Below are 17,527 nucleotides of genomic sequence, written 5' to 3'. Positions count from 1 at the left end.
TAGTCTTTCGCTATACGTCGAAGTAAGAAATACATCACGGAAGGAGTTCTTCTTGAAGTACATGATTTTGATCCACACGAGTGCAGCCAGCGACCTTGCGATCCGAAGCGAAGCCCTCGCTGAGTTCGAAGCCGCCCACGGCGCCGTTATCGGCGAGCTCTCCACCACCGGCGAGTTGATCGACACGCACGAGCTGGCAGTCCCCGGCGCGAAAGTAGTTCGCACTAACGGCGGTCTTTCTATAACCGATGGACCATTCGCGGAAACCACCGAATGGGTGGGCGGGTACTACATCGTCGACGTCGCAAGCGAAGATCGCGCGATCGAGATTGCTGCACGTTTCGTTGAAGCCCGCTACGCGGCGGTCGAAGTGCGCGCCTTCGCTTTGCCGCCGCTGTAGCGACTTGAAATCGTTCAGTAGGAAGTCATCAAATCAGCCGGCCAGCGTGCGGACGTTGGCGAACATGTCGGCGGAGGTGATGGTCATCGCCTGTGGAGAGACCCTTTGATTTCTCATCTGGAAGTGGGAAGCCTCCGTGTATAAAGCAATCTATTAAGAGCTTTCATCAGGTCCCACGCGCGCTGTAGCGGTCCTTGCGATCGGGGACAGCTCGTTAGGTCGTCGAATGAAATGTCATGAGGAACCTTGTCGATGAAACCAAGGGTGAAGGGCGCGGAACCCGGGAAGTGCGTCACGCGAGGTAGTTGCCCAGAGCCTCGAGCAGGCCCCGGGTGCCTTCCTTTCGGCCCGGCCCATCGGCCCAGAACTGGTCGAAGAAGACGCCGTCCCTATCGTGCGAAGTTAACGTGGATCGTGCCACTCTCGGCCACTTCCGTTGTCACCTCGTGGGTGAGGTCGAGGCTGGGCAGGTCGTCCCACAGTCGAGTGCCCCGGCCAAGGAGGATCGGGGCGACCATGAGATGCAAGTGATCGACCACGCCGGCGCGCAGGAAGTCGCGCGCGGTGCCGACTCCACCGCCGACGCGCACGTCCAGGCCGCCGGCAGCCTCGGTCGCCTCCGCGAGCACGTCCTCGATTGCGGCGTTGCGGAAGTGGAATGTTGTTCCGCCCTCCATCGGGATCGACGGACGCGGTGCTGTGTGGGTGAGGACGTAGACCGGCGTGCCGAACGGCGGCTGGCCACCCCACCAGCCCTTCCAGTCCGGATCATCGGGAAACGAGTGCAGGCCGAACATGGTCGCGCCCATGATCTCGGCGCCGACGCCCTCGAAGAACGCGGCGGCGTAGGAGTCGTCGATGCCGGTCGTGCCGTTGCCGCTGGTGTCGTCGAAGACGCGCTCGTGGAACGTACGGGTCGCGGCGTAGGCCGCAGTGAGGCGTCCCCAGTCCTCACCCATCGGATTTTCGGGGGCGTGGTCGGTCGTCGAGGTACAGCCGTCCAGCGAGATGAACAGATCGATGCGAACGCGGGTCACGTCAGGTTTCCTTCGGAGTGGTACGGGTCATGTGGATGCCGAGCCGGTCGGCTTGGTGTTCGGCGGGGGTTCGTTGCTCGCCGAGCCACAGGTGTAGGACGGCGAGGGCGCCCGGTCGCAGGCTCACGGTGCGGACGCGCCCATATGCTTCTGTGACGTGACCAGTCCCGCGTTCTCGAGGACACACAGGTGCTGCATGAGCGACGGAAACGCCATCGAGAACGATGCCGCGAGTTTGGACACGACTGCTGGGGGGACTTCGCCAACCGTTCCACGACGGCCCGGCGCGTCGGATCCGCGAGAGCGCGGAGCACGGCATCGAGCTCGTCGTGATACTTAGGCACATACCTAATTATTTTTGAAGGGCAGGGATTCGTCAACCGGCTCACGGCAGGAACGTGTCTCGCATTTGAAGCTTCTCCGGAAGTGATCGTTTAGCACCAGGGTCATTTTCCATACTTGCCTGCACAAATCATCCACGTCGACGTCGACCCTTGCTGCCGTCCTGTATGAAGAGCGTGGAATGGGGCTTTCAGGGAGTCACTGGGCGCAACACCCGCACGTGTCCAAAGGAGTTTGCTGGTCGCCGCGACAAAATCGAATAGTTGAAATCGGTAGTCTTATTGCGGCAAATGCTTGCAAGGGAACCCCCGACAGGTGACCTCTTGATGACCACCCGTTTCGGAGGCCAATTAGCCGTGACAACGACAGACGTAGAGGCGCTGTACGCCGCTGAGCGCGACCGATTCGCGGAGGATCTCGCCGGTCTCGATAACGCAGCCTGGCAGACGCCGAGCCTGTGCCGAGGGTGGACAGTGCGCGACTTGTGTGCGCACCTGCTCATGCCCTACGAGCTAGGATTTGGCAGCTTCATTGTCGGTCTCGCGCAAGCGCGCTTCAACTTCGACAAGTTCGCTTATCGCTGGGCCAGAACTGACCGACGAACTGGCGCCGAGCTGACGCGCTTGATCACGAAGACCAGTGTTGCCGGCTTCGCGGTCCCCGGCGCGGGAGAACTCGCCCCACTGGCACACCTGGCCATTCACTCCGGAGACGTTCGTCGGCCGCTCGGCCTTGCTAATCGGATTTCTCCTGAAGCGGGCTGGATGGTGCTCAATGATCTGACGAGCGGCAGGCACTCGGTCGGTGACGATCTCCTGCGTGGACTGCGCTTCCAAGCCACCGATACCGACTGGTCGCTGGGTGGAGGACCCGAAGTCAGTGGCGATGTCACTACTCTTCTCAGCGCACTCAACCGCCGTCGTGCGGCCGCGGCTGACTTGGCGGGCGCCGGTGCAGACGAGTTCCGGTCCCGCTTGGGAAGGGTGAGCGGACGCTGATGCACATCGAGCGAATCGGAAATCCTGCACAAATTTTTGTTCGCGAAATTAGCTGGCGCCTGACTTGTGTCGACTCCGGCCGAGAGTGCCGCTATGAGATGTGCTCGCGCACGGCGACGCGAAGGTCGAGGAGCTGTTGAGTGTGTACGGGAACGTGGTCCTCAGCGAGCCCGTCGATGAGGCTTGCAAGGGGGATGGGCTGGTCTGATATGAGCGCGTCGTTAGACAGCAGGAGCGCCGGGACCAGCGCGGAGGAAATTTGGTCGCTGAGTTGATCGGCGATGTCGCACAGTATCGTGGCTTGATTTCGAACATGGTCTAGCAAGTCGGATCTACCTGAGTGAGCGGCGATGATCCGGTCCAGGTTCCAGGAATCGAGAGAGATCCGGTTGTCGAAGCTGGGACGCGAGCCCGAAACGACTCCGAGCGCAACCGCCGCGATGGCGGCATCCACACTGAGGAGATGAGCCAATATCTGATCGGCGTTCCAACCCCCGTCACGATCTTCGCCGAGATCTGGAATGGATGCCGTTTCGAACAACTTTTCATAGGCGCTTCGAAGGGCTGTTGTGATCATGAGGTTCTTCCTCTACGTCTTGTTTTGTCGGCCGGGATCAGCGTCTTGGCGACGCTGGATTGCTTCGGCGATCTGGGTGATCCGCTGTAACCGTGCGTCCCACGATGCCCCGACGGTGGAGAGCTGCGCTACCGCGCGAGCGAACTGTGCATCGTCCAATCGGTAGCACATCTCCCGTCCGATGGGCGCGGCATGCACCAAGCCAACACGGTGCAGTACCCCAAGGTGCTTGGCAACGGCCTGACGCGTCACGGGAAGTTCGTGGCTGAGGCTGGTTGCCGTGCCACCGCCAGCAGCCAAGAGCATGTCGAGCATGCGCCGCCGGGTCGGGTCGCCGATCGCAGACCACAGGTCATCGTCGATTACCGCAGTCATTGGGCGGCAACCAGTTGCCCGAGATAGTCGCGAAGGCTGGCCAAGTGCATAGTCCAGCCGACGGAGTGCTCCTTGTATTGTTTCTCAAGAACGGCAGCCTCCCAACCCATTTCGCGGAATCCCACCTCGGTAAGACGAACCACGGTGCCAGTGCCAGACGGCACGAGTTCGAAGGTCACCAGTAACGAGTTAGCAGGGGTCGCGACGTCACCGAGGGGATAAACCCAACGGAAGGAAAACAAACGAGGCTGTTCAGCACCAACCACGGTGATGGAAACGACCTCCACCTCAGCTTTGGCTTTGTCTCCCCAAACAAGTTCACCGACAGCACCTGGGACAGGCTCCAGGAGCGCCTCAGCATGCCACCATTCCCGGATGTGCGCGGGACTGCTGATGACTTTGTAAACCACCTCGGGCGAGGCGTCGATGCGGAACTCGCGTTCGATGCGTCCGTACTCCATTTTCGTCCGACCTTCTGCAATGTTTGGTTGCACGTCACCATAACCCCGCGCACCCGCTACACGCAACCGAAGGTTGCTTGAGTGAGCGGAAATGCCGGACGTTATCGGCCACGCGAGCGCCCGAAAGAGGAACCTTCCACGGGCATTCCCGCGCCGTTACGGACTTCGTCGCTGTCAACGATGCTGAGTGTCGCGTTTGCCCCGGCCCGATATAGTGCCCGATGATCGGGGCGGTTTCTCGGGGTCGGCGTTAACAGTCGACCGTGCAGCGGCACTGGAAAACCACGAGCGTAGCAACGACGTGTGATCTGAATGGAGCCAAGCCTGATCTCGGGTTCGATCGGACCGTCTGGGATATCCCACGAGTAGGCGACCCGGTCCATCCCGCAACAATCGCGCCCGACGTGCATCCGCAACGAGGCTTTGCGCAAACTGGAGCACCGTGAAATGGTTGAACGCACAGTGTTCATCATCGTGTCCGTGACTGCGGACTGGGAGCGTTCGGTAAGATCGCGAACACAACACAACGCTCGTCCGTCGTCGTGCTGGGGCCGAAACAGGACTAGTCGGTTCACAGCAGCTGGTACATTGATCAACCTTGAGGAGTCCACCATGAATGCAGCCATGCCGGTGATAGTTTTTGATGTCAATGAAACCCTCTCCGACATGTCTCCGATGGAGGATCGCTTCGTAGAGGTCGGTGCGCCGGGGTACCTGGCCCGCATTTGGTTCGCATCCGTGCTGCGGGATGGGTTCGCCCTGGCCGCGTCTGGGGGCAGCGTGAAATTTTCCGTGGCGGGCGCGGAGATCCTGCGAACTCTGTTCCGCGACGTTGCCCTGACCAGCACCATCGACGAGGCAATAAACCACGTCCTGGAAGGCCTCGGGGCATTGAAGCTGCACCCGGACGTCGCAGACGGCGTGCGGGCGCTCAAGGATGCCGGATGTCGCCTCGCAACCCTCTCCAACGGGTCCGCGCAGCTGGCCCAGAACATGCTGACCACGGCGGCGATTCGCACTGACTTCGAGGCGCTTCTCACTGTCGAGGATGCCCCGCAATGGAAACCAGTCGGTTCCGCCTACCGGTACGCGGCGGAGGTTCTCGGAGTTCGACCGGCCGACATGCTCCTGGTCGCGGTGCACCCCTGGGACATCCACGGGGCAGCTCAGGCGGGCCTGCGCACCGCCTGGCTGAACCGAACCGATGCACCCTATCCGAACTACTTTGCGACACCGGATTACACCGTTCCAAATCTCAGCGAGCTCGCCGAGCGCCTTCAGGCTTAGGATTCTGCGCTCGGTGGGCGACTCTGACTGTGTCTGGACACGACGACGCACAGCCTCCGCAGCCTCACCGAGCGGGAGAGCAGGGTATCGACGTGGATGTACACACGGCGCACATCGATCGAGGACGGGTCAGTTACGCCGTGATTTTTTTCACCTCCGGGGCGTGCCCTGCCCCGGTCGGGTAGAAAAAGTCGTCGTCGTACGCACCCTCGACGTCGTGATCGCACTCAAACCAGGGTGGAGAATCTGGTTACGAACAGCACGGAATGTAGGCACAATGAACCATGGACTCAAAGCAGGAAAAGAATGCGGTCGACAATATGGTTCGCCGGCTTGAGGTCAGGTACGCGGATCTACCACCGGATCGGGTGCAAGCGGTCGTGACGGCGTGCCACGCTTCCCTCTCTGACAAACCCATCCGGGACTTCATCCCGGTGCGGGTCGAACACGCAGCCCGGTCGCAGCTGCGCGCGGAGCGGAACACACCTCCACGAGTGGTATAGCGTCGACTCGCTCTAGCGCAACGTTTTAGCCACGTCGCGAGCTCACCTTGATTTTCGACGAGGCACGAACGTACCCCCAGAGCTGAGCGAATACCTGCGCGGCCTCAGTGCTCGGTGCGTATGTTCCGATCGGAGCGCGTTCGGTGCCCATCCGTTCGATCACGACGGTCGCGGGAACGACGAGGTCGATCACCTCCGGGTGTTCGCGCGGCAACACCTCTGCGGTAGAGCGGTGCACAAGCTTGCGGCGGTCCACCATCGAAAGAAATGCGAACACTTTGGGCGGCCGGTCCGATGCCGCGATGATCTCGTTGACCTGGGCCAGTGAACGAAGCGAAAGCGGCGACGGTACAAGGGGGACCACGGCAAGATCGGCCGCGTGGAGTGCGTTTTCCGCCACGAGGGACGCCCCGGGCGGGCAATCGAGGATCACGACATCGTATTGGTTCGAGACCGACTCCAGTACCTTGGCGATACGCTGCGTCGACTTTTTCGCTGAGTCAAGGAACAGGTCCAGATTTCGGTAGGTGTCATCCGCCGGGAGCACATCGAGGTTTTTGTACGCGGTCGGCCGGATGACAGCATCCACGTGGCTTTTGCCCCGAATGAGAGAATCCACGCCGCCTTTGACCTTTCCTTTGACGTTGAGGAGATACGTCGCAGCGCCCTGCGGGTCCAGGTCCCACAGCAGCACCCGGCACTCGTGGGACGCCTCCCAGGCGAGATTGACCGCAGTCGTTGTCTTGCCGACCCCACCCTTGGTGCTGTACACCGCGACCGTCTTCATGACCCCATCATAGGAGTCAACCTCGCAGCGTCGTGAGACAGCGCAGACTCGACACCGTGCCGCATCTGACGACTGCCCGAACATGGATACATCTCTTCGTACTACTCCACCGTGGTTTACACCCTCGTTACAGCGCCCGACCCCACGATCAGCGCTGAAGCCGTCGTCGTTGACGGCGAGGTCGTCGTGACCTCGATCTACTTACCGGGCAGCAGGGCAGTCGAAGGTCGGGTTCGGCTCGCGCCGAACCCGACCTTTTGTACCCGGGGCGGGTATTCGCGACCACCCCCCAAACAGGGGCATATGAGGGTGTCTCATGATATAGATTGAAGTCAGGCGAATTCCCGGGTGGCTCCCGACAATCAGGCTCGGCGACCGCGTCGACCGCGTGTCGCTAGACCGAACTGCAAGCTGCTTGACTGCACTAATCGCATCTGGCGGAGCGATAGATCACGGAGGGTGTGACCGGCATGACAAAACCCCGCGGTGAGGACGACTCCTGGACGTCAAGTCACGACGGAATGAGCGCTGAAGAGCCGACTCTGACCAGCGACGAGTATTCGAGTGCGCAAAAGGATGTCGCCGACAAGAACATGCTGGAACAGACGGTGAGCTTGCAGCATGCCATCTTCAACAGCGCTAATTTTGCGTGCGTCGCTACCGACGCCAAAGGGTTCATACAAATTTTTAGCGTGGGCGCGCAACGCATGATCGGTTACACGCCCGAAGACGTAATCAACAAGGGTGTGCCGGGAGACATGCACGACCCAGACGAAATCATCGCTCGTGCTGCGCAGTTGAGCGTCGAATTCGACACCACAATTCAACCCGGCTTTGAAGCCTTGGTTTACAAGGCAAGTCGGCGAATCGAAGATATCTATGAGCTGACAACGATTCGGAAGGATGGCAGTCGCTTTCCGACCACGGTGTCGGTCACGGCGTTATGTGACGGCAACGCGGAGATTATCGGATATCTCTTGATCAGCACCGACAACACAGCGCGCAATCAGGCATCGATGGCCCAATCTCTCCTTGACCAGCGACTGCGCGACCAACAGTTCTACACCCGATCGCTCATCGAATCGAATATCGATGCGCTTATGATGACCGACACCAGGGGGGTTATCTCTGACGTGAACCAGCAGATGATCAAGCTCACTGGGCGCACCAGGGACGAGCTCATAGGCGCCCCGTGCCGCAATTTCTTCACCGATCCGGTCCGGGCGGACAAGGCTATCCAACATGCTCTGACCGAGAGCAAGGTGAGTGATTACGAACTGACGGTGTGCTCCATAGATGGCGATGAGACTGATGTGTCGTACAACGCCGCGACGTTTTACGATCGAGATCGAGTGGTGCAGGGTGTTTTTGCATCGGCCCGTGATGTGACCGAGCGCAAGCGCTTCGAACGGGCACTCCAGAAGACAAACATCGAGTTGGAACACGCCAGCCGCATGAAAACGGAGTTCCTGGCAACGATGTCTCACGAACTGCGCACTCCCTTGAACGCCATCATCGGCTTTTCGGAGGCTCTCAAGGACGGACTCATCGGGGAGATCAGCGCAACGCAGCGCGAGTACATCGGAGACATTTATTCCAGCGGGCACCACCTTCTGTCGCTGATCAATGACATCCTCGACTTGTCCAAAGTCGAGGCGGGCATGATGGACATCGAGCTGGAATCGGTCGATCTGCAGTTGCTGCTGAAGCAAAGCTTGTTGATCGTGCGAGAAGACGCCCTGGCTCATGGACTGCACCTGGTATTCGACGGGGCGGAGGATCTAGGGATGCCACTGCTTGACCGACGCAAAACCAAGCAAATCGTCTACAACCTGTTGTCCAATGCCGTCAAGTTCACGCCTGACCTTGGTGCGGTCACACTCACAGCGAGAAGAGTGCCGCGCAGTGCAGCGGGTAAAATTACCGGGACCCGACCGGTACATGATTTTCCGCTTCCCAAGAGTGACGTCGATGATTTTCTAGAAATTCGCGTCGACGATACGGGCATGGGCATCTCACGTGACAATCTGTCCAAGCTCTTTCTCGCTTTCAGTCAGATCGACGGCACTTTGGCGCGCAAGTTCGAAGGGACCGGACTTGGTCTCGCCACGGTCAAGCAGATGGTGGAGTTGCAGGGAGGTACCGTTGCTGTTGCCAGCGAGACCGGTGAGGGATCTAGTTTTGCCATTTGGCTTCCCCTGGGCGCAACCGATGACCAAGCGCCAGCTTGGCCTGGCAGGAAGCAAAAAAAATCGAGTTCCAACGGAATGCCGGAAACGTTGGAGCCGGCTCCCGGCCCGGACGTCCAGTCCATAGCCTCGGCACACCGCGACCCCGGGAGGGCGGCAGGTGCGGGGGGAAACCACAGGTTGCCCGCTGTCGGCGGATTCATGGGAGCGGCGCCGGAAGAGGCCCTCAACGGTGAAAACGGCGAAAACGAGAACGACGAGGTTGCGTCCACGGGGCGGCTCACAAGCGACTCTGCGGTCGAATCCCCAGATACGCCGACAGAGACCCGCTCCGATGTGGGCGAGAGCCTTCAGCAAGTGCCCGCGGGTGACGAGCACACCGACAAGCACGTCGTTCTCGTTATTGAGGACGACGCCAAAGGAGCCGAAGTTCTTCGGCTTTTGTTGGAGGCTGAAGGGTTTCGGGTCATCATCGCGCGCAGCGGTGAAGAAGGGTTGAACCTTGCCCCGAAACAGCGTCTGAGTCTCGTAACCCTCGACATCCGTCTGCCGGGAATGGACGGTTGGGGTTTTTTGATTCGCCTGCACGAGTTCTCGGATCTTGCCGCCGTTCCGATTGTGATCATTGCGGGCGACACCGATGTGAGCCTGGCCTTGACGCACGGCGCGGCCGCCGTACTGGAGAAGCCGATCGGCCGACATGCGCTGCAGCAGTCGTTGCACGCGCTCGGCCTCAGCCCTGACGCCCGGCGCACCCGATGCGTTCTGGTTGCCGACGATGATCCCGAAACTGTTGACGTGATCGCACGCTTTTTGACCCGCCCGGATTATGTAGTCGAGCGCGCGTTCACAAAAGAGGCGGCCATCGAGATGGCGCAACGTTTGCATCCTGACCTGGTGTTGCTCAATCTCATGATGGAAGGATTCAGCGGCTACGAGGTTGTGTTGGCGTTGCAGAACGATGAGAGAACCGAACATATCCCCGTGTTGATCGTGTCTGGCAAGCCACTCACCAAGCGCGAATCAGCGGCGGTCGACAGCGATCCGAGCCAGCCGGTGCGCGTGCTCGGTACGGAGAACTTCAACCGAACGTCCTTCATTGCCGAGGTCAAGCGCGCTTTGCAGTCGGGCGAACTTCGCGACGATCCGGCAGGTAGGTAGCGATGTGGCCAGAATTCTCATCATTGAAGACAACCACATCAACATGAAGCTCGCGGCGCTGCTGGTGCGCCGGGCGGGCCACTCGACGTTTGAGGCCGTCGATGCTGAGAGTGGTTTGTTGCTCGCTCGGGTTGAACTGCCAGATCTGATTCTGATGGATATCCAGCTGCCGGGAATGGACGGGTTCGCCGCTACCGCTTTGCTGAAGAGCGATCCCGCCACTGCCGAAATACCGGTGATCGCCCTGACAGCGATGGCCATGTCTCGGGATCAGGACCGGGCGCGTCAGGCTGCTTGTGATGCTTACATCACCAAGCCGCTGCACTATCAGGAGCTTCAGGACGCGATCAAATGGCTTCTACCACGGGCTGATGATGAGGACGCTTCGGAGGAAACGACTTCAATAAGAGGCAACGTTTCGAGGTCGAACGAGTCGTCTTCCAGCTTCTGGGCGCGAGACTGGTCAATACTTGAGGATTCTCCCGCAGGGACACGATCGACGGCACTTCGCGCCCCGGATGCCACTCGTATTCTTGTGGCTGGAGGTAATCCGACTAATCAAAAGCTCATTTTATGGCAGCTGAACCTACTCGGATACGAGGCCGACCTCAGGGACAACGGCGCTCTAGCCCTCGCACTGTGGACAACGGGCGATTACCACCTGGTGATCACTGACCTCCAAATGCCACAGATGAACGGCTTCGAATTGGCCACGGCCATTCGAGCGGCAGAGGGAACGGGTGTACATGTGCCGATCCTGGCCATGACAGCCAGCGCGGTGCGCGGCGATGCCGACCACACCCGCGCGGTCGGCATGAACGAGTACCTCATACGCCCGCTGCACCTAGCCAAGCTGCGGGCGGCTCTATTGAAGTGGTTGCCCCGGGAATCCGACCACGAGCAGTGACCCCTGCATCGGGCCGCACCTATGGGCTGGGGAGGACCAGCGTGCGCCGGAGCAGCTCGACGGTTCGGTTTAGGGACTCGGCCAGGGTAAGACTCACTTGTTGGTCAGCCGTGCTCGGGCTGGCGTTGGACCCAGCTTCACCGTCGGCGGCAGATGCTGTCCGGCACGCCTGAGCGGGAATCGATTGCATGGCCATAAAACGTGCAACGCCCACCATGGCATGCGTGAGCAGTTCGGCCTGCCCGTGTCGAAAAGCCCGGGCAACATCATTCTCGGCGTCGCCGGTGGCCCCGCGACCGAGGCGCAGGTAGACCAACCCGGCGACCTCGGAGATGATCCGGGTCATCCGCTCCATCTGCTCCTGCATGAGCTCTGGATGCAGCCCGAAAATTCGCAGTCGGTCGGTGAAGAGGTGCTCGTCGATGCCATCACGTGGTCCGATCGCGCTCATCAGGATGAGCACATCGGGCAGCAGATCATCTCCGGGGGCGGCGATGAATGCCCGGGCCCGACTTTCATCGATGGTGGGCGATTCGGTGCCGATGATGGCAGCGTTCTTAGTGTTGAAATAGTTGAAGAAGGTGCGCTGGGAAATGCCACTCCGGCTGCAGATCATATCCACGGTGACGTTGTCGAAACCGTGTTCCAAAACGAGGCTGACGGCACTTTGTTCCACTCGCAGCTTCGTCTCATGATGCTTGTCTTCACGAGTTTGCGGGCGCACGGGCGCCTGGGTGCGTGGCGTCGGGGTGTCGGTCATTCCTCGTCCTGTTGCTCGGTACAGCGCTACTCGTACCGCAGCGACTCGATCGGGTTCTGCTTTGCCGCCCGCTGAGCCGGCAGGGTGCCGGAGAGGAAGGCGATCGCCATGACCAGCAGGATGACGAAGGCCACAGATGCCGGCTCAAACAAGAGGATGTTCAATCCCGGCAACCCCGAGAGCAACCCCTGCGACAGGACGGCGCTCAAGGCGGAGCCGAGTCCGATCGCCACACCGGCACCGATGGCGCTGCCGAGGAACCCGATGACGACCGCTTCGAGGCTGAACAGGGTGTACACCTTGCCGCTGCTCATGCCCATGGCCTTCATCAGGCCGATCTCACGGGTGCGCTCCTGCACGCTCATCAGCAGGGTGTTGATAATGCCGAATGCCGCCGCGATCAAGGCAATGACGGCGAAAGCGTTGAGCACCCCCACGATGCCGTTGATCACCGTTTGCACGGCGCCCAACTGGTCTGCGATGGTGCGCGCGGTGTAGTTCTGGGTGGCGAGGTCAGCCTTGAGGGCGGTGACAGCATCCGCTGACAGGGTTGTGTCGAAGTGAGCCACGGCCACACCGTAACTCGTGACGGCGGTGGCGATGCCGCCGGACTGCGCGTCGGCCAGCTCGGCGATCAGCGCGTCGTTGGCCCCGGCGCCCGCGGCCAGCAGGCTCTCGAGGGAGACGCCGACGATGGTGGCCTGCACGGTGTGCTTCGCTCCGAGAATGTCGGTGATGCCAATCGAAACGGATGCCCCCACCGCGTCGTCCGCCGACGCGAACCCGAGCGGGGTCACGAAGGTGTCAGGCAGCACGAGTTGAGCGTCACTGGCGCCGCCGTCGAGTTGCGCACCAGCAGTAAGGTCGGCCGTGGTGACGGCGGAGGTGGCGTTGATGCTGAACTCGTACTGCGAACCGGTGCCGTACTCGATGTAATCGGGCTGAACAGCGCGAACCGGATCGACCGACACAATGCCTGCAGTCTCGCCAATTTTGGTGAGGTCGGAGTCTGTCAGCGCCTTGGTTGTCGTGCCGGGCGGACCCTGTTGACTGGAGACAGATGCTGAACTCTTCGGGTCGTACGTGACCGGGCCGTCGCCGGCTGTCGTGGCGTCACTCGCCTGCGTGATGATGAACACGTCGGGGGAGCCAAGGGCGCCCACCTGAGCGTCGACATACTGGCTGACGCCGGCGCCGACGGCGTTGGTGAGTGTGAGAGTGAAAGCTCCGACGAAGATGGCCAGAACGGTCAGCGTCGTGCGAAGCTTGCTGCGAAAAGTGTTGGAGATCGCGGTGGTGACGAGGTCTTTGGCTCTCATGCTGCGCCTCCGGCGGTGGTCAGTGCTTCGGGGGTGTGCAGCGCGTGCGCCCCGGTGTGCGTCGGACCGGCGTGAGACACGACCAGTCCGTCGCGAATAAAGATCTGGCGGTCACAGCGAGCGGCGAGTTCCTCGTCGTGGGTGACGATGACGAGCGTGATGCCCTGGCTGCGATTGAGCTCGAACAGGATGTCTTCGACCACGGCGCCGGTGGCGGTGTCAAGGTTTCCGGTGGGTTCGTCGGCGAAGATCACCCGTGGTGCATTCACCAGGGCGCGACCGATCACGACGCGCTGCTTTTGGCCGCCAGACAGGGTCGTGGCCTTGTTACCGGCTTTGTCGGCCAGTTCGAGCTGTTCGAGAACTTCCATCCCGCGGCCGCGACGTTCCTTGACGCCTATGCCGGCGATCTTGAGCGGCAGAATGACGTTGTCGAGCACGCTTCTGTTGGGGGTGAGAAAGAACTGCTGAAAGACGAAGCCGAACTCCTTGTTGCGCAGCTCGTTGACCGCGCGCTTGGAGAGCGACTTGGCGTCTGTGCCGGCAACCTGCAGCGATCCTTTATCGGGCTCGTCGAGCAGGGCGAGCAGGTGCATGAGGGTCGACTTGCCGGACCCGCTTTTTCCGACGATCGCCACGGTCTCCCCGGGCGCGATCTGAACGGATACGCCTTTCAGGGCGTCGAACCGGCTCGTACCCGACCCATAGGATTTTTCCAGGCCTTGTGCATCAATTACCCACTCGGAGTCCATCGCGCATCCCTTGCTCCTGGTGACCTCACAGGCCACATGTGCAGTAACTGCACTCTAAATTGCAGTGACTGCAAGTTTACTGACAGCGGGCCGTTTCCCAGAGGATGCTGCGCCCCTGGTCGGTTTACAGGTCAAGGCTGTCGCCCGGTTCGAGGGGAAAGAACTCACCACCGCTGAGTTGGGTGACATTCTGGAATCTCGCATTGGACAGGTCTTTCCCGGCGCGAGAGAGCAGCATCTCATGGGTGGGAAAGCTGCGCTTGGGCTTGATCGCGAAAATGTAGTCCATCGCCTCGCTGATTTTCATCCACGGTGCCGCGGCCGGAACGGCGAGCGTGCCGACCTCGACCCCCTCGGGAATGGTGAAAGCATCGCCGGCGTAGTAGAGCTCGTCATTGACGAGAACTCCGACGTTGTCGATGACCGGGATCGATTCGTGGATCACCGCGTGGGTGGCGCCGAAGAAACGCAGGGTGAACGGGGCGACTTCGATCACGTCACCGGCCTGCACCGTCGTGACGTCGAGTTCAGCGTCGAAGGCGGCAATGGCGCGCGTAACGCCGGCCGGCGCGAAGATGCGCAGATCGGAGTTCATTTCAATGATGCGGCCCAGTTGTTCCGGGGTCCAGTGGTCGGCGTGTTCGTGGGTGATGACTACGGCCACGGTGTCGGCCGTGCGCGCGAGTGCAGTGGTGAACGAACCTGGGTCGATATAGAGCTTCTTGCCGGCGAGTTCGATGATCAGGGCAGCATGCTCCAGCTTGGTCAATTTCATGCCCTGAGCTAACCCCGATTCGAGTCGTGGCGCAACAGCATCCACTTTCTTGACTGATCGGCAGCCGCTACGGCGCGCCGCATGCGCTCGGTTTGGAAGAGCACTCCTTCATGTGGCATACTCGGAAAGTTGCAAAAACGGCCCCATCGTTTAGCGGCCTAGGACATCGCCCTCTCACGGCGGTAACGCGGGTTCGAATCCCGCTGGGGTCACCATTGCCCGGTCGCCTACTCTTTCAAAGGTGCCGGGCTTTTCTGGTTCACGGCGTCAGTGCTCCTGTATAGGCTCGTAGGCATGGCCACAGTCATTCTTGTGCGGCACGGTCGCACTACAGCAAATGCCACCGGTATGTTAGCCGGACGAACCCCCGGGGTCGGGCTCGACCAAGTGGGACGTGACCAAGCCGCCCGCACCGGGGAGCGGCTTGCTGCGGTTCCACTGGTTGGTTTAGTCTCGAGCCCGCTGGAACGATGCCAGCAGACCTCGGCCCTGATCCTGCAGCATCAGGCGGGTTCCCCGGCGACGACCGAGGATGCGGACATCACGGAGTGCGATTACGGGCAGTGGCAGGGCCGATCGCTCAGTGAGCTTGCCCTGGAGAAACTGTGGCCGGTTGTGCAAGCGCAACCGTCAGCCGTCGTCTTTCCCGGCGGAGAATCGATGGCGACCATGCAAGCCCGGTCGGTCGCCGCCATCCGGCGCCACGACGCACGGATCGAGGCGGAATTCGGGCCGGACGCCGTGTGGGTGGCGGTCAGCCACGGCGATATCATCAAGTCGATTCTGGCCGACGCGCTCGGCATGCACCTGGACCTGTTCCAGCGCATTTCTGTCGGTCCGGCCTCGGTGTCGATCGTGCGCTACGGGCCCCATCGTCCGAACGTGTTTGCCACCAATACCGACTCCGGAGACCTGTCCTGGCTGCGCTCAAGTGCCCCGGGGGATGACGCGCCGGTGGGCGGTGGGTCCGGTCACGCTGCGCCACAGGCCGTGCGCTCATAAAATGTTCCCATGCCCATAATCGTTCACGAATTCGACTGGCCAGATCGTGTTGTCATCGGCACCGTTGGCGTGCCCGGATCACGCACGTTTTACCTGCAGGTGCGTAGCGGCGCTCACATCGTCAGCATTGCCCTGGAAAAACAACAATCCGCTCTGCTCGCGGAGAAGATCGACGAAATGCTCGAGCAGCTCATGACGCACGACGGAAACCCCTTCAGTGTGCCAACGGCAACGCCTATCGAACTGGTCGACAACGACCCCCTGGAGCAGCCGTTTGGTGAGCAGTTCCGCACCGGCACGATGACCCTCGGCTGGGATCCGCGCAGTGCGCAGGTCGTGATCGAGGCTTTTTCGCTGACAGACAGCGGGGTCACCGACGAGGACGACGTCGACACGGCCAGCTTGGAGTCGACGGAAACGCTGCTTGTACGTATCCCGGTGGGCACCGCCCAAGCGTTCGCGATGCGCACCCGGGAGATCGTGGGGGCCGGTCGACCCATTTGTGCCTTGTGCGGTATGCCCATCGATGCAAACGGACACGTCTGTAGTCTGCCGGATGACCGCTGATTCCGATGGAGCTCGACCTCGATTAGTGCCCAGTGCGAGCTCGCCGGCCGCTCCGGTACTTTCCAGGTGGTGCTGCGGAGCGACAATCGCAGACCCGAGCGTTGAGCGCGGGGTTTAGCTGGCGCAGAGGCGCCAGAGAGAGGTGACCTCGTTCGCTCGCACCGCGTGCAGCGGGTCGTTCGTGTCGCTCGCTCTCGAGTGTCTGGCGGGCGCTTCGAGTGCACCGATCACGCGCAGGCCGGCCGCATCGATCACGTTCAGGAGGTCGCCGCGGGAGCGCAGCCCCACCAGTTCAGCGAAATCGGACAGTACCAACCAGACCTCACCGTTCGGCTCCAGATGGTCGAGCACGCCGGCCAGAAATCCCTTGAGCATGCGAGATCCAGGGTCGTAGACGGCCGCATCGAGCAGTGAGTGTGCGGTCGCAGGAATCCACGGTGGATTGCAGACGATGAGATCGGCTTTCCCCTCAGGAAAGAGACTGGTCAGTTGAACCTCAACCCGCCCGTCGAGTTTAAGAAGCGATACCGTTTCTCGAGCGGATGCGACCGCACGCGGCTCGATATCTGTCGCGACCACATTCGGCACGCCCCGGGTCGCGAGTACCGCTGCCAGCACCCCGGTGCCGGTACCGATGTCGAAGGCAAGCTGTGGCGCGGCCAGGGGAGCGCTCGCCACGAGATCGACGTACTCGCTGCGCACCGGGAAGAATGTGCCGTAATGCGGATAGATGTTGGCGTTCAACGCGGCAACGGGAATGCCTTTGGTCCGCCACTGATGGGCGCCGATCGTACCGAGCACCTCGTGCAGCGACACAACGGATGCCTCGGTGATGCTGCCGTAGGCGGCGACCGTGGCAGCGTGAACGTCCGGCGCGCGGCGCAGCCCGATCGTGTTGCCGACAGCAAGTGGAACGAGAAGCAGTCCGAGAATCCGGGCCCGGTGCGACCTGTTCTGCCGATAGCGGTAGAACAGGTCGGCGGTGCTGCGCTCGGTGTGATCCGGGCGAGGCCTGGTGCGGTGTTCCAGAGCCGTCAGAATTTGGCGGGCGTTCTGAAAGTCCCCGTTCCAGAGCATTGCGACGCCCTGCGAGGCCAGCCGGTAGGCCGCATCCGCTGTGATCGTGTCGTCGACCGGCTCGACTCGTTTCGGGGCCGGTGCGCCGTTAGCTGATCTCCACAGAGCGGTGACCGGTCGACCAACGTCAGACCAGTTGAGGTAGTCGGCGGCCGTCATCGAACCCGGTGCATAGTCATAGCCAGCAAGCATAGGCCGGGTTAGGGCCGGCGCTGGGCGAAGGTGCGCGTGGGGCCACCACACTGATAGGA

General features: G+C 61.2%; 19 protein-coding genes and 1 tRNA gene. 9 read left to right on the top strand and 11 right to left on the bottom strand.

The window, feature by feature from the left end:
* Positions 1–61: 61 nt before the first annotated feature.
* The gene (locus tag CXY74_RS17615) at positions 62–400 is read left to right on the top strand and encodes a YciI family protein (protein ID WP_233193434.1); all 339 of its coding nucleotides are present in this window, start codon (positions 62–64) and stop codon (positions 398–400) included.
* A 389-nt stretch (positions 401–789) separates the two neighbouring features.
* Here the strand turns inward: CXY74_RS17615 and CXY74_RS13830 are convergent, their stop codons facing one another.
* Together CXY74_RS13830 and CXY74_RS18240 are read right to left on the bottom strand one after the other, a co-directional pair.
* Positions 790–1,437 carry a dihydrofolate reductase family protein gene (locus tag CXY74_RS13830; protein WP_104200955.1) on the bottom strand — a complete coding sequence of 216 codons (648 nt, stop codon included), beginning with the start codon at positions 1,435–1,437 and terminating at the stop codon, positions 790–792.
* A 1-nt stretch (position 1,438) separates the two neighbouring features.
* Positions 1,439–1,564 (bottom strand): hypothetical protein, encoded by a 126-nt coding sequence (locus tag CXY74_RS18240; protein WP_255409543.1) that lies wholly within the window; start codon positions 1,562–1,564, stop codon positions 1,439–1,441.
* Between the two features lie 571 nt (positions 1,565–2,135).
* Between CXY74_RS18240 and CXY74_RS13820 the strand changes: the two genes are divergently transcribed.
* Positions 2,136–2,777, top strand: a complete 642-nt coding sequence (locus CXY74_RS13820) for a maleylpyruvate isomerase family mycothiol-dependent enzyme (protein WP_158252372.1) — start codon at positions 2,136–2,138, stop codon at positions 2,775–2,777.
* Between the two features lie 91 nt (positions 2,778–2,868).
* Here the strand turns inward: CXY74_RS13820 and CXY74_RS13815 are convergent, their stop codons facing one another.
* From CXY74_RS13815 to CXY74_RS13805, 3 genes are read right to left on the bottom strand one after another with little or no spacing between them, the layout of a single operon-like run.
* Positions 2,869–3,354, bottom strand: coding sequence for a hypothetical protein (locus CXY74_RS13815; protein WP_104200953.1), 486 nt, complete (start codon positions 3,352–3,354; stop codon positions 2,869–2,871).
* Positions 3,355–3,366: 12 nt separating this feature from the next.
* Positions 3,367–3,729 (bottom strand): metalloregulator ArsR/SmtB family transcription factor, encoded by a 363-nt coding sequence (locus CXY74_RS13810; RefSeq protein ID WP_104200952.1) that lies wholly within the window; start codon positions 3,727–3,729, stop codon positions 3,367–3,369.
* Positions 3,726–4,190: an SRPBCC domain-containing protein gene (locus tag CXY74_RS13805; protein WP_104200951.1), complete on the bottom strand. Its 465-nt coding sequence runs from the start codon at positions 4,188–4,190 to the stop codon at positions 3,726–3,728. The genes CXY74_RS13810 and CXY74_RS13805 overlap by 4 nt, the downstream gene beginning before the upstream one ends.
* A gap of 612 nt (positions 4,191–4,802) precedes the next feature.
* Between CXY74_RS13805 and CXY74_RS13800 the strand changes: the two genes are divergently transcribed.
* The gene (locus CXY74_RS13800; RefSeq protein ID WP_104200950.1) at positions 4,803–5,477 is read left to right on the top strand and encodes a haloacid dehalogenase type II; all 675 of its coding nucleotides are present in this window, start codon (positions 4,803–4,805) and stop codon (positions 5,475–5,477) included.
* Positions 5,478–5,761: 284 nt separating this feature from the next.
* A complete protein-coding gene (locus CXY74_RS18435; RefSeq protein ID WP_104200949.1) occupies positions 5,762–5,980 on the top strand; it encodes a three-helix bundle dimerization domain-containing protein in 219 nt (72 codons plus the stop codon).
* 25 nt (positions 5,981–6,005) lie between these two features.
* On the opposite strand, the gene CXY74_RS13790 is transcribed toward CXY74_RS18435, so the two are convergent.
* Positions 6,006–6,767, bottom strand: coding sequence for a ParA family protein (locus tag CXY74_RS13790; protein WP_104200948.1), 762 nt, complete (start codon positions 6,765–6,767; stop codon positions 6,006–6,008).
* A gap of 521 nt (positions 6,768–7,288) precedes the next feature.
* Between CXY74_RS13790 and CXY74_RS13785 the strand changes: the two genes are divergently transcribed.
* Together CXY74_RS13785 and CXY74_RS13780 are read left to right on the top strand one after the other, a co-directional pair.
* Positions 7,289–10,117: a response regulator gene (locus CXY74_RS13785; protein WP_104200947.1), complete on the top strand. Its 2,829-nt coding sequence runs from the start codon at positions 7,289–7,291 to the stop codon at positions 10,115–10,117.
* A gap of 4 nt (positions 10,118–10,121) precedes the next feature.
* Positions 10,122–11,024 (top strand): response regulator, encoded by a 903-nt coding sequence (locus CXY74_RS13780; RefSeq protein WP_104200946.1) that lies wholly within the window; start codon positions 10,122–10,124, stop codon positions 11,022–11,024.
* Between the two features lie 19 nt (positions 11,025–11,043).
* Here the strand turns inward: CXY74_RS13780 and CXY74_RS13775 are convergent, their stop codons facing one another.
* The 4 genes from CXY74_RS13775 to CXY74_RS13760 form a co-directional block, all read right to left on the bottom strand.
* Positions 11,044–11,784 (bottom strand): TetR/AcrR family transcriptional regulator, encoded by a 741-nt coding sequence (locus CXY74_RS13775; RefSeq protein ID WP_104200945.1) that lies wholly within the window; start codon positions 11,782–11,784, stop codon positions 11,044–11,046.
* 26 nt (positions 11,785–11,810) lie between these two features.
* Complete coding sequence (locus tag CXY74_RS13770; RefSeq protein WP_104200944.1) at positions 11,811–13,103, bottom strand: ABC transporter permease; 1,293 nt, start codon at positions 13,101–13,103, stop codon at positions 11,811–11,813.
* The gene (locus CXY74_RS13765; protein ID WP_104200943.1) at positions 13,100–13,855 is read right to left on the bottom strand and encodes an ABC transporter ATP-binding protein; all 756 of its coding nucleotides are present in this window, start codon (positions 13,853–13,855) and stop codon (positions 13,100–13,102) included. Before CXY74_RS13765 ends, CXY74_RS13770 begins: the two co-directional genes overlap by 4 nt.
* Positions 13,856–13,979: 124 nt before the next feature.
* Positions 13,980–14,630, bottom strand: a complete 651-nt coding sequence (locus tag CXY74_RS13760; RefSeq protein WP_104200942.1) for an MBL fold metallo-hydrolase — start codon at positions 14,628–14,630, stop codon at positions 13,980–13,982.
* A gap of 139 nt (positions 14,631–14,769) precedes the next feature.
* On the opposite strand from CXY74_RS13760, the gene CXY74_RS13755 reads away from it, so the two are divergent.
* The 3 genes from CXY74_RS13755 (at position 14,770) to CXY74_RS13745 (ending at position 16,199) form a co-directional block, all read left to right on the top strand.
* Positions 14,770–14,845, top strand: a tRNA-Glu gene (locus CXY74_RS13755).
* A gap of 79 nt (positions 14,846–14,924) precedes the next feature.
* Positions 14,925–15,632: a histidine phosphatase family protein gene (locus CXY74_RS13750; protein ID WP_104200941.1), complete on the top strand. Its 708-nt coding sequence runs from the start codon at positions 14,925–14,927 to the stop codon at positions 15,630–15,632.
* A gap of 9 nt (positions 15,633–15,641) precedes the next feature.
* A complete protein-coding gene (locus tag CXY74_RS13745) occupies positions 15,642–16,199 on the top strand; it encodes a DUF3090 domain-containing protein (RefSeq protein WP_104200940.1) in 558 nt (185 codons plus the stop codon).
* Between the two features lie 114 nt (positions 16,200–16,313).
* Here the strand turns inward: CXY74_RS13745 and CXY74_RS13740 are convergent, their stop codons facing one another.
* The gene (locus CXY74_RS13740) at positions 16,314–17,468 is read right to left on the bottom strand and encodes a class I SAM-dependent methyltransferase (protein WP_233193406.1); all 1,155 of its coding nucleotides are present in this window, start codon (positions 17,466–17,468) and stop codon (positions 16,314–16,316) included.
* Between the last annotated feature and the right edge of the window lie 59 nt (positions 17,469–17,527).

The sequence above is a fragment of the Cryobacterium sp. Y29 genome (genome assembly GCF_002929825.1).
GTDB lineage: Bacteria > Actinomycetota > Actinomycetes > Actinomycetales > Microbacteriaceae > Cryobacterium.
This window is presented reverse-complemented; position numbering and strand designations above follow the sequence as displayed.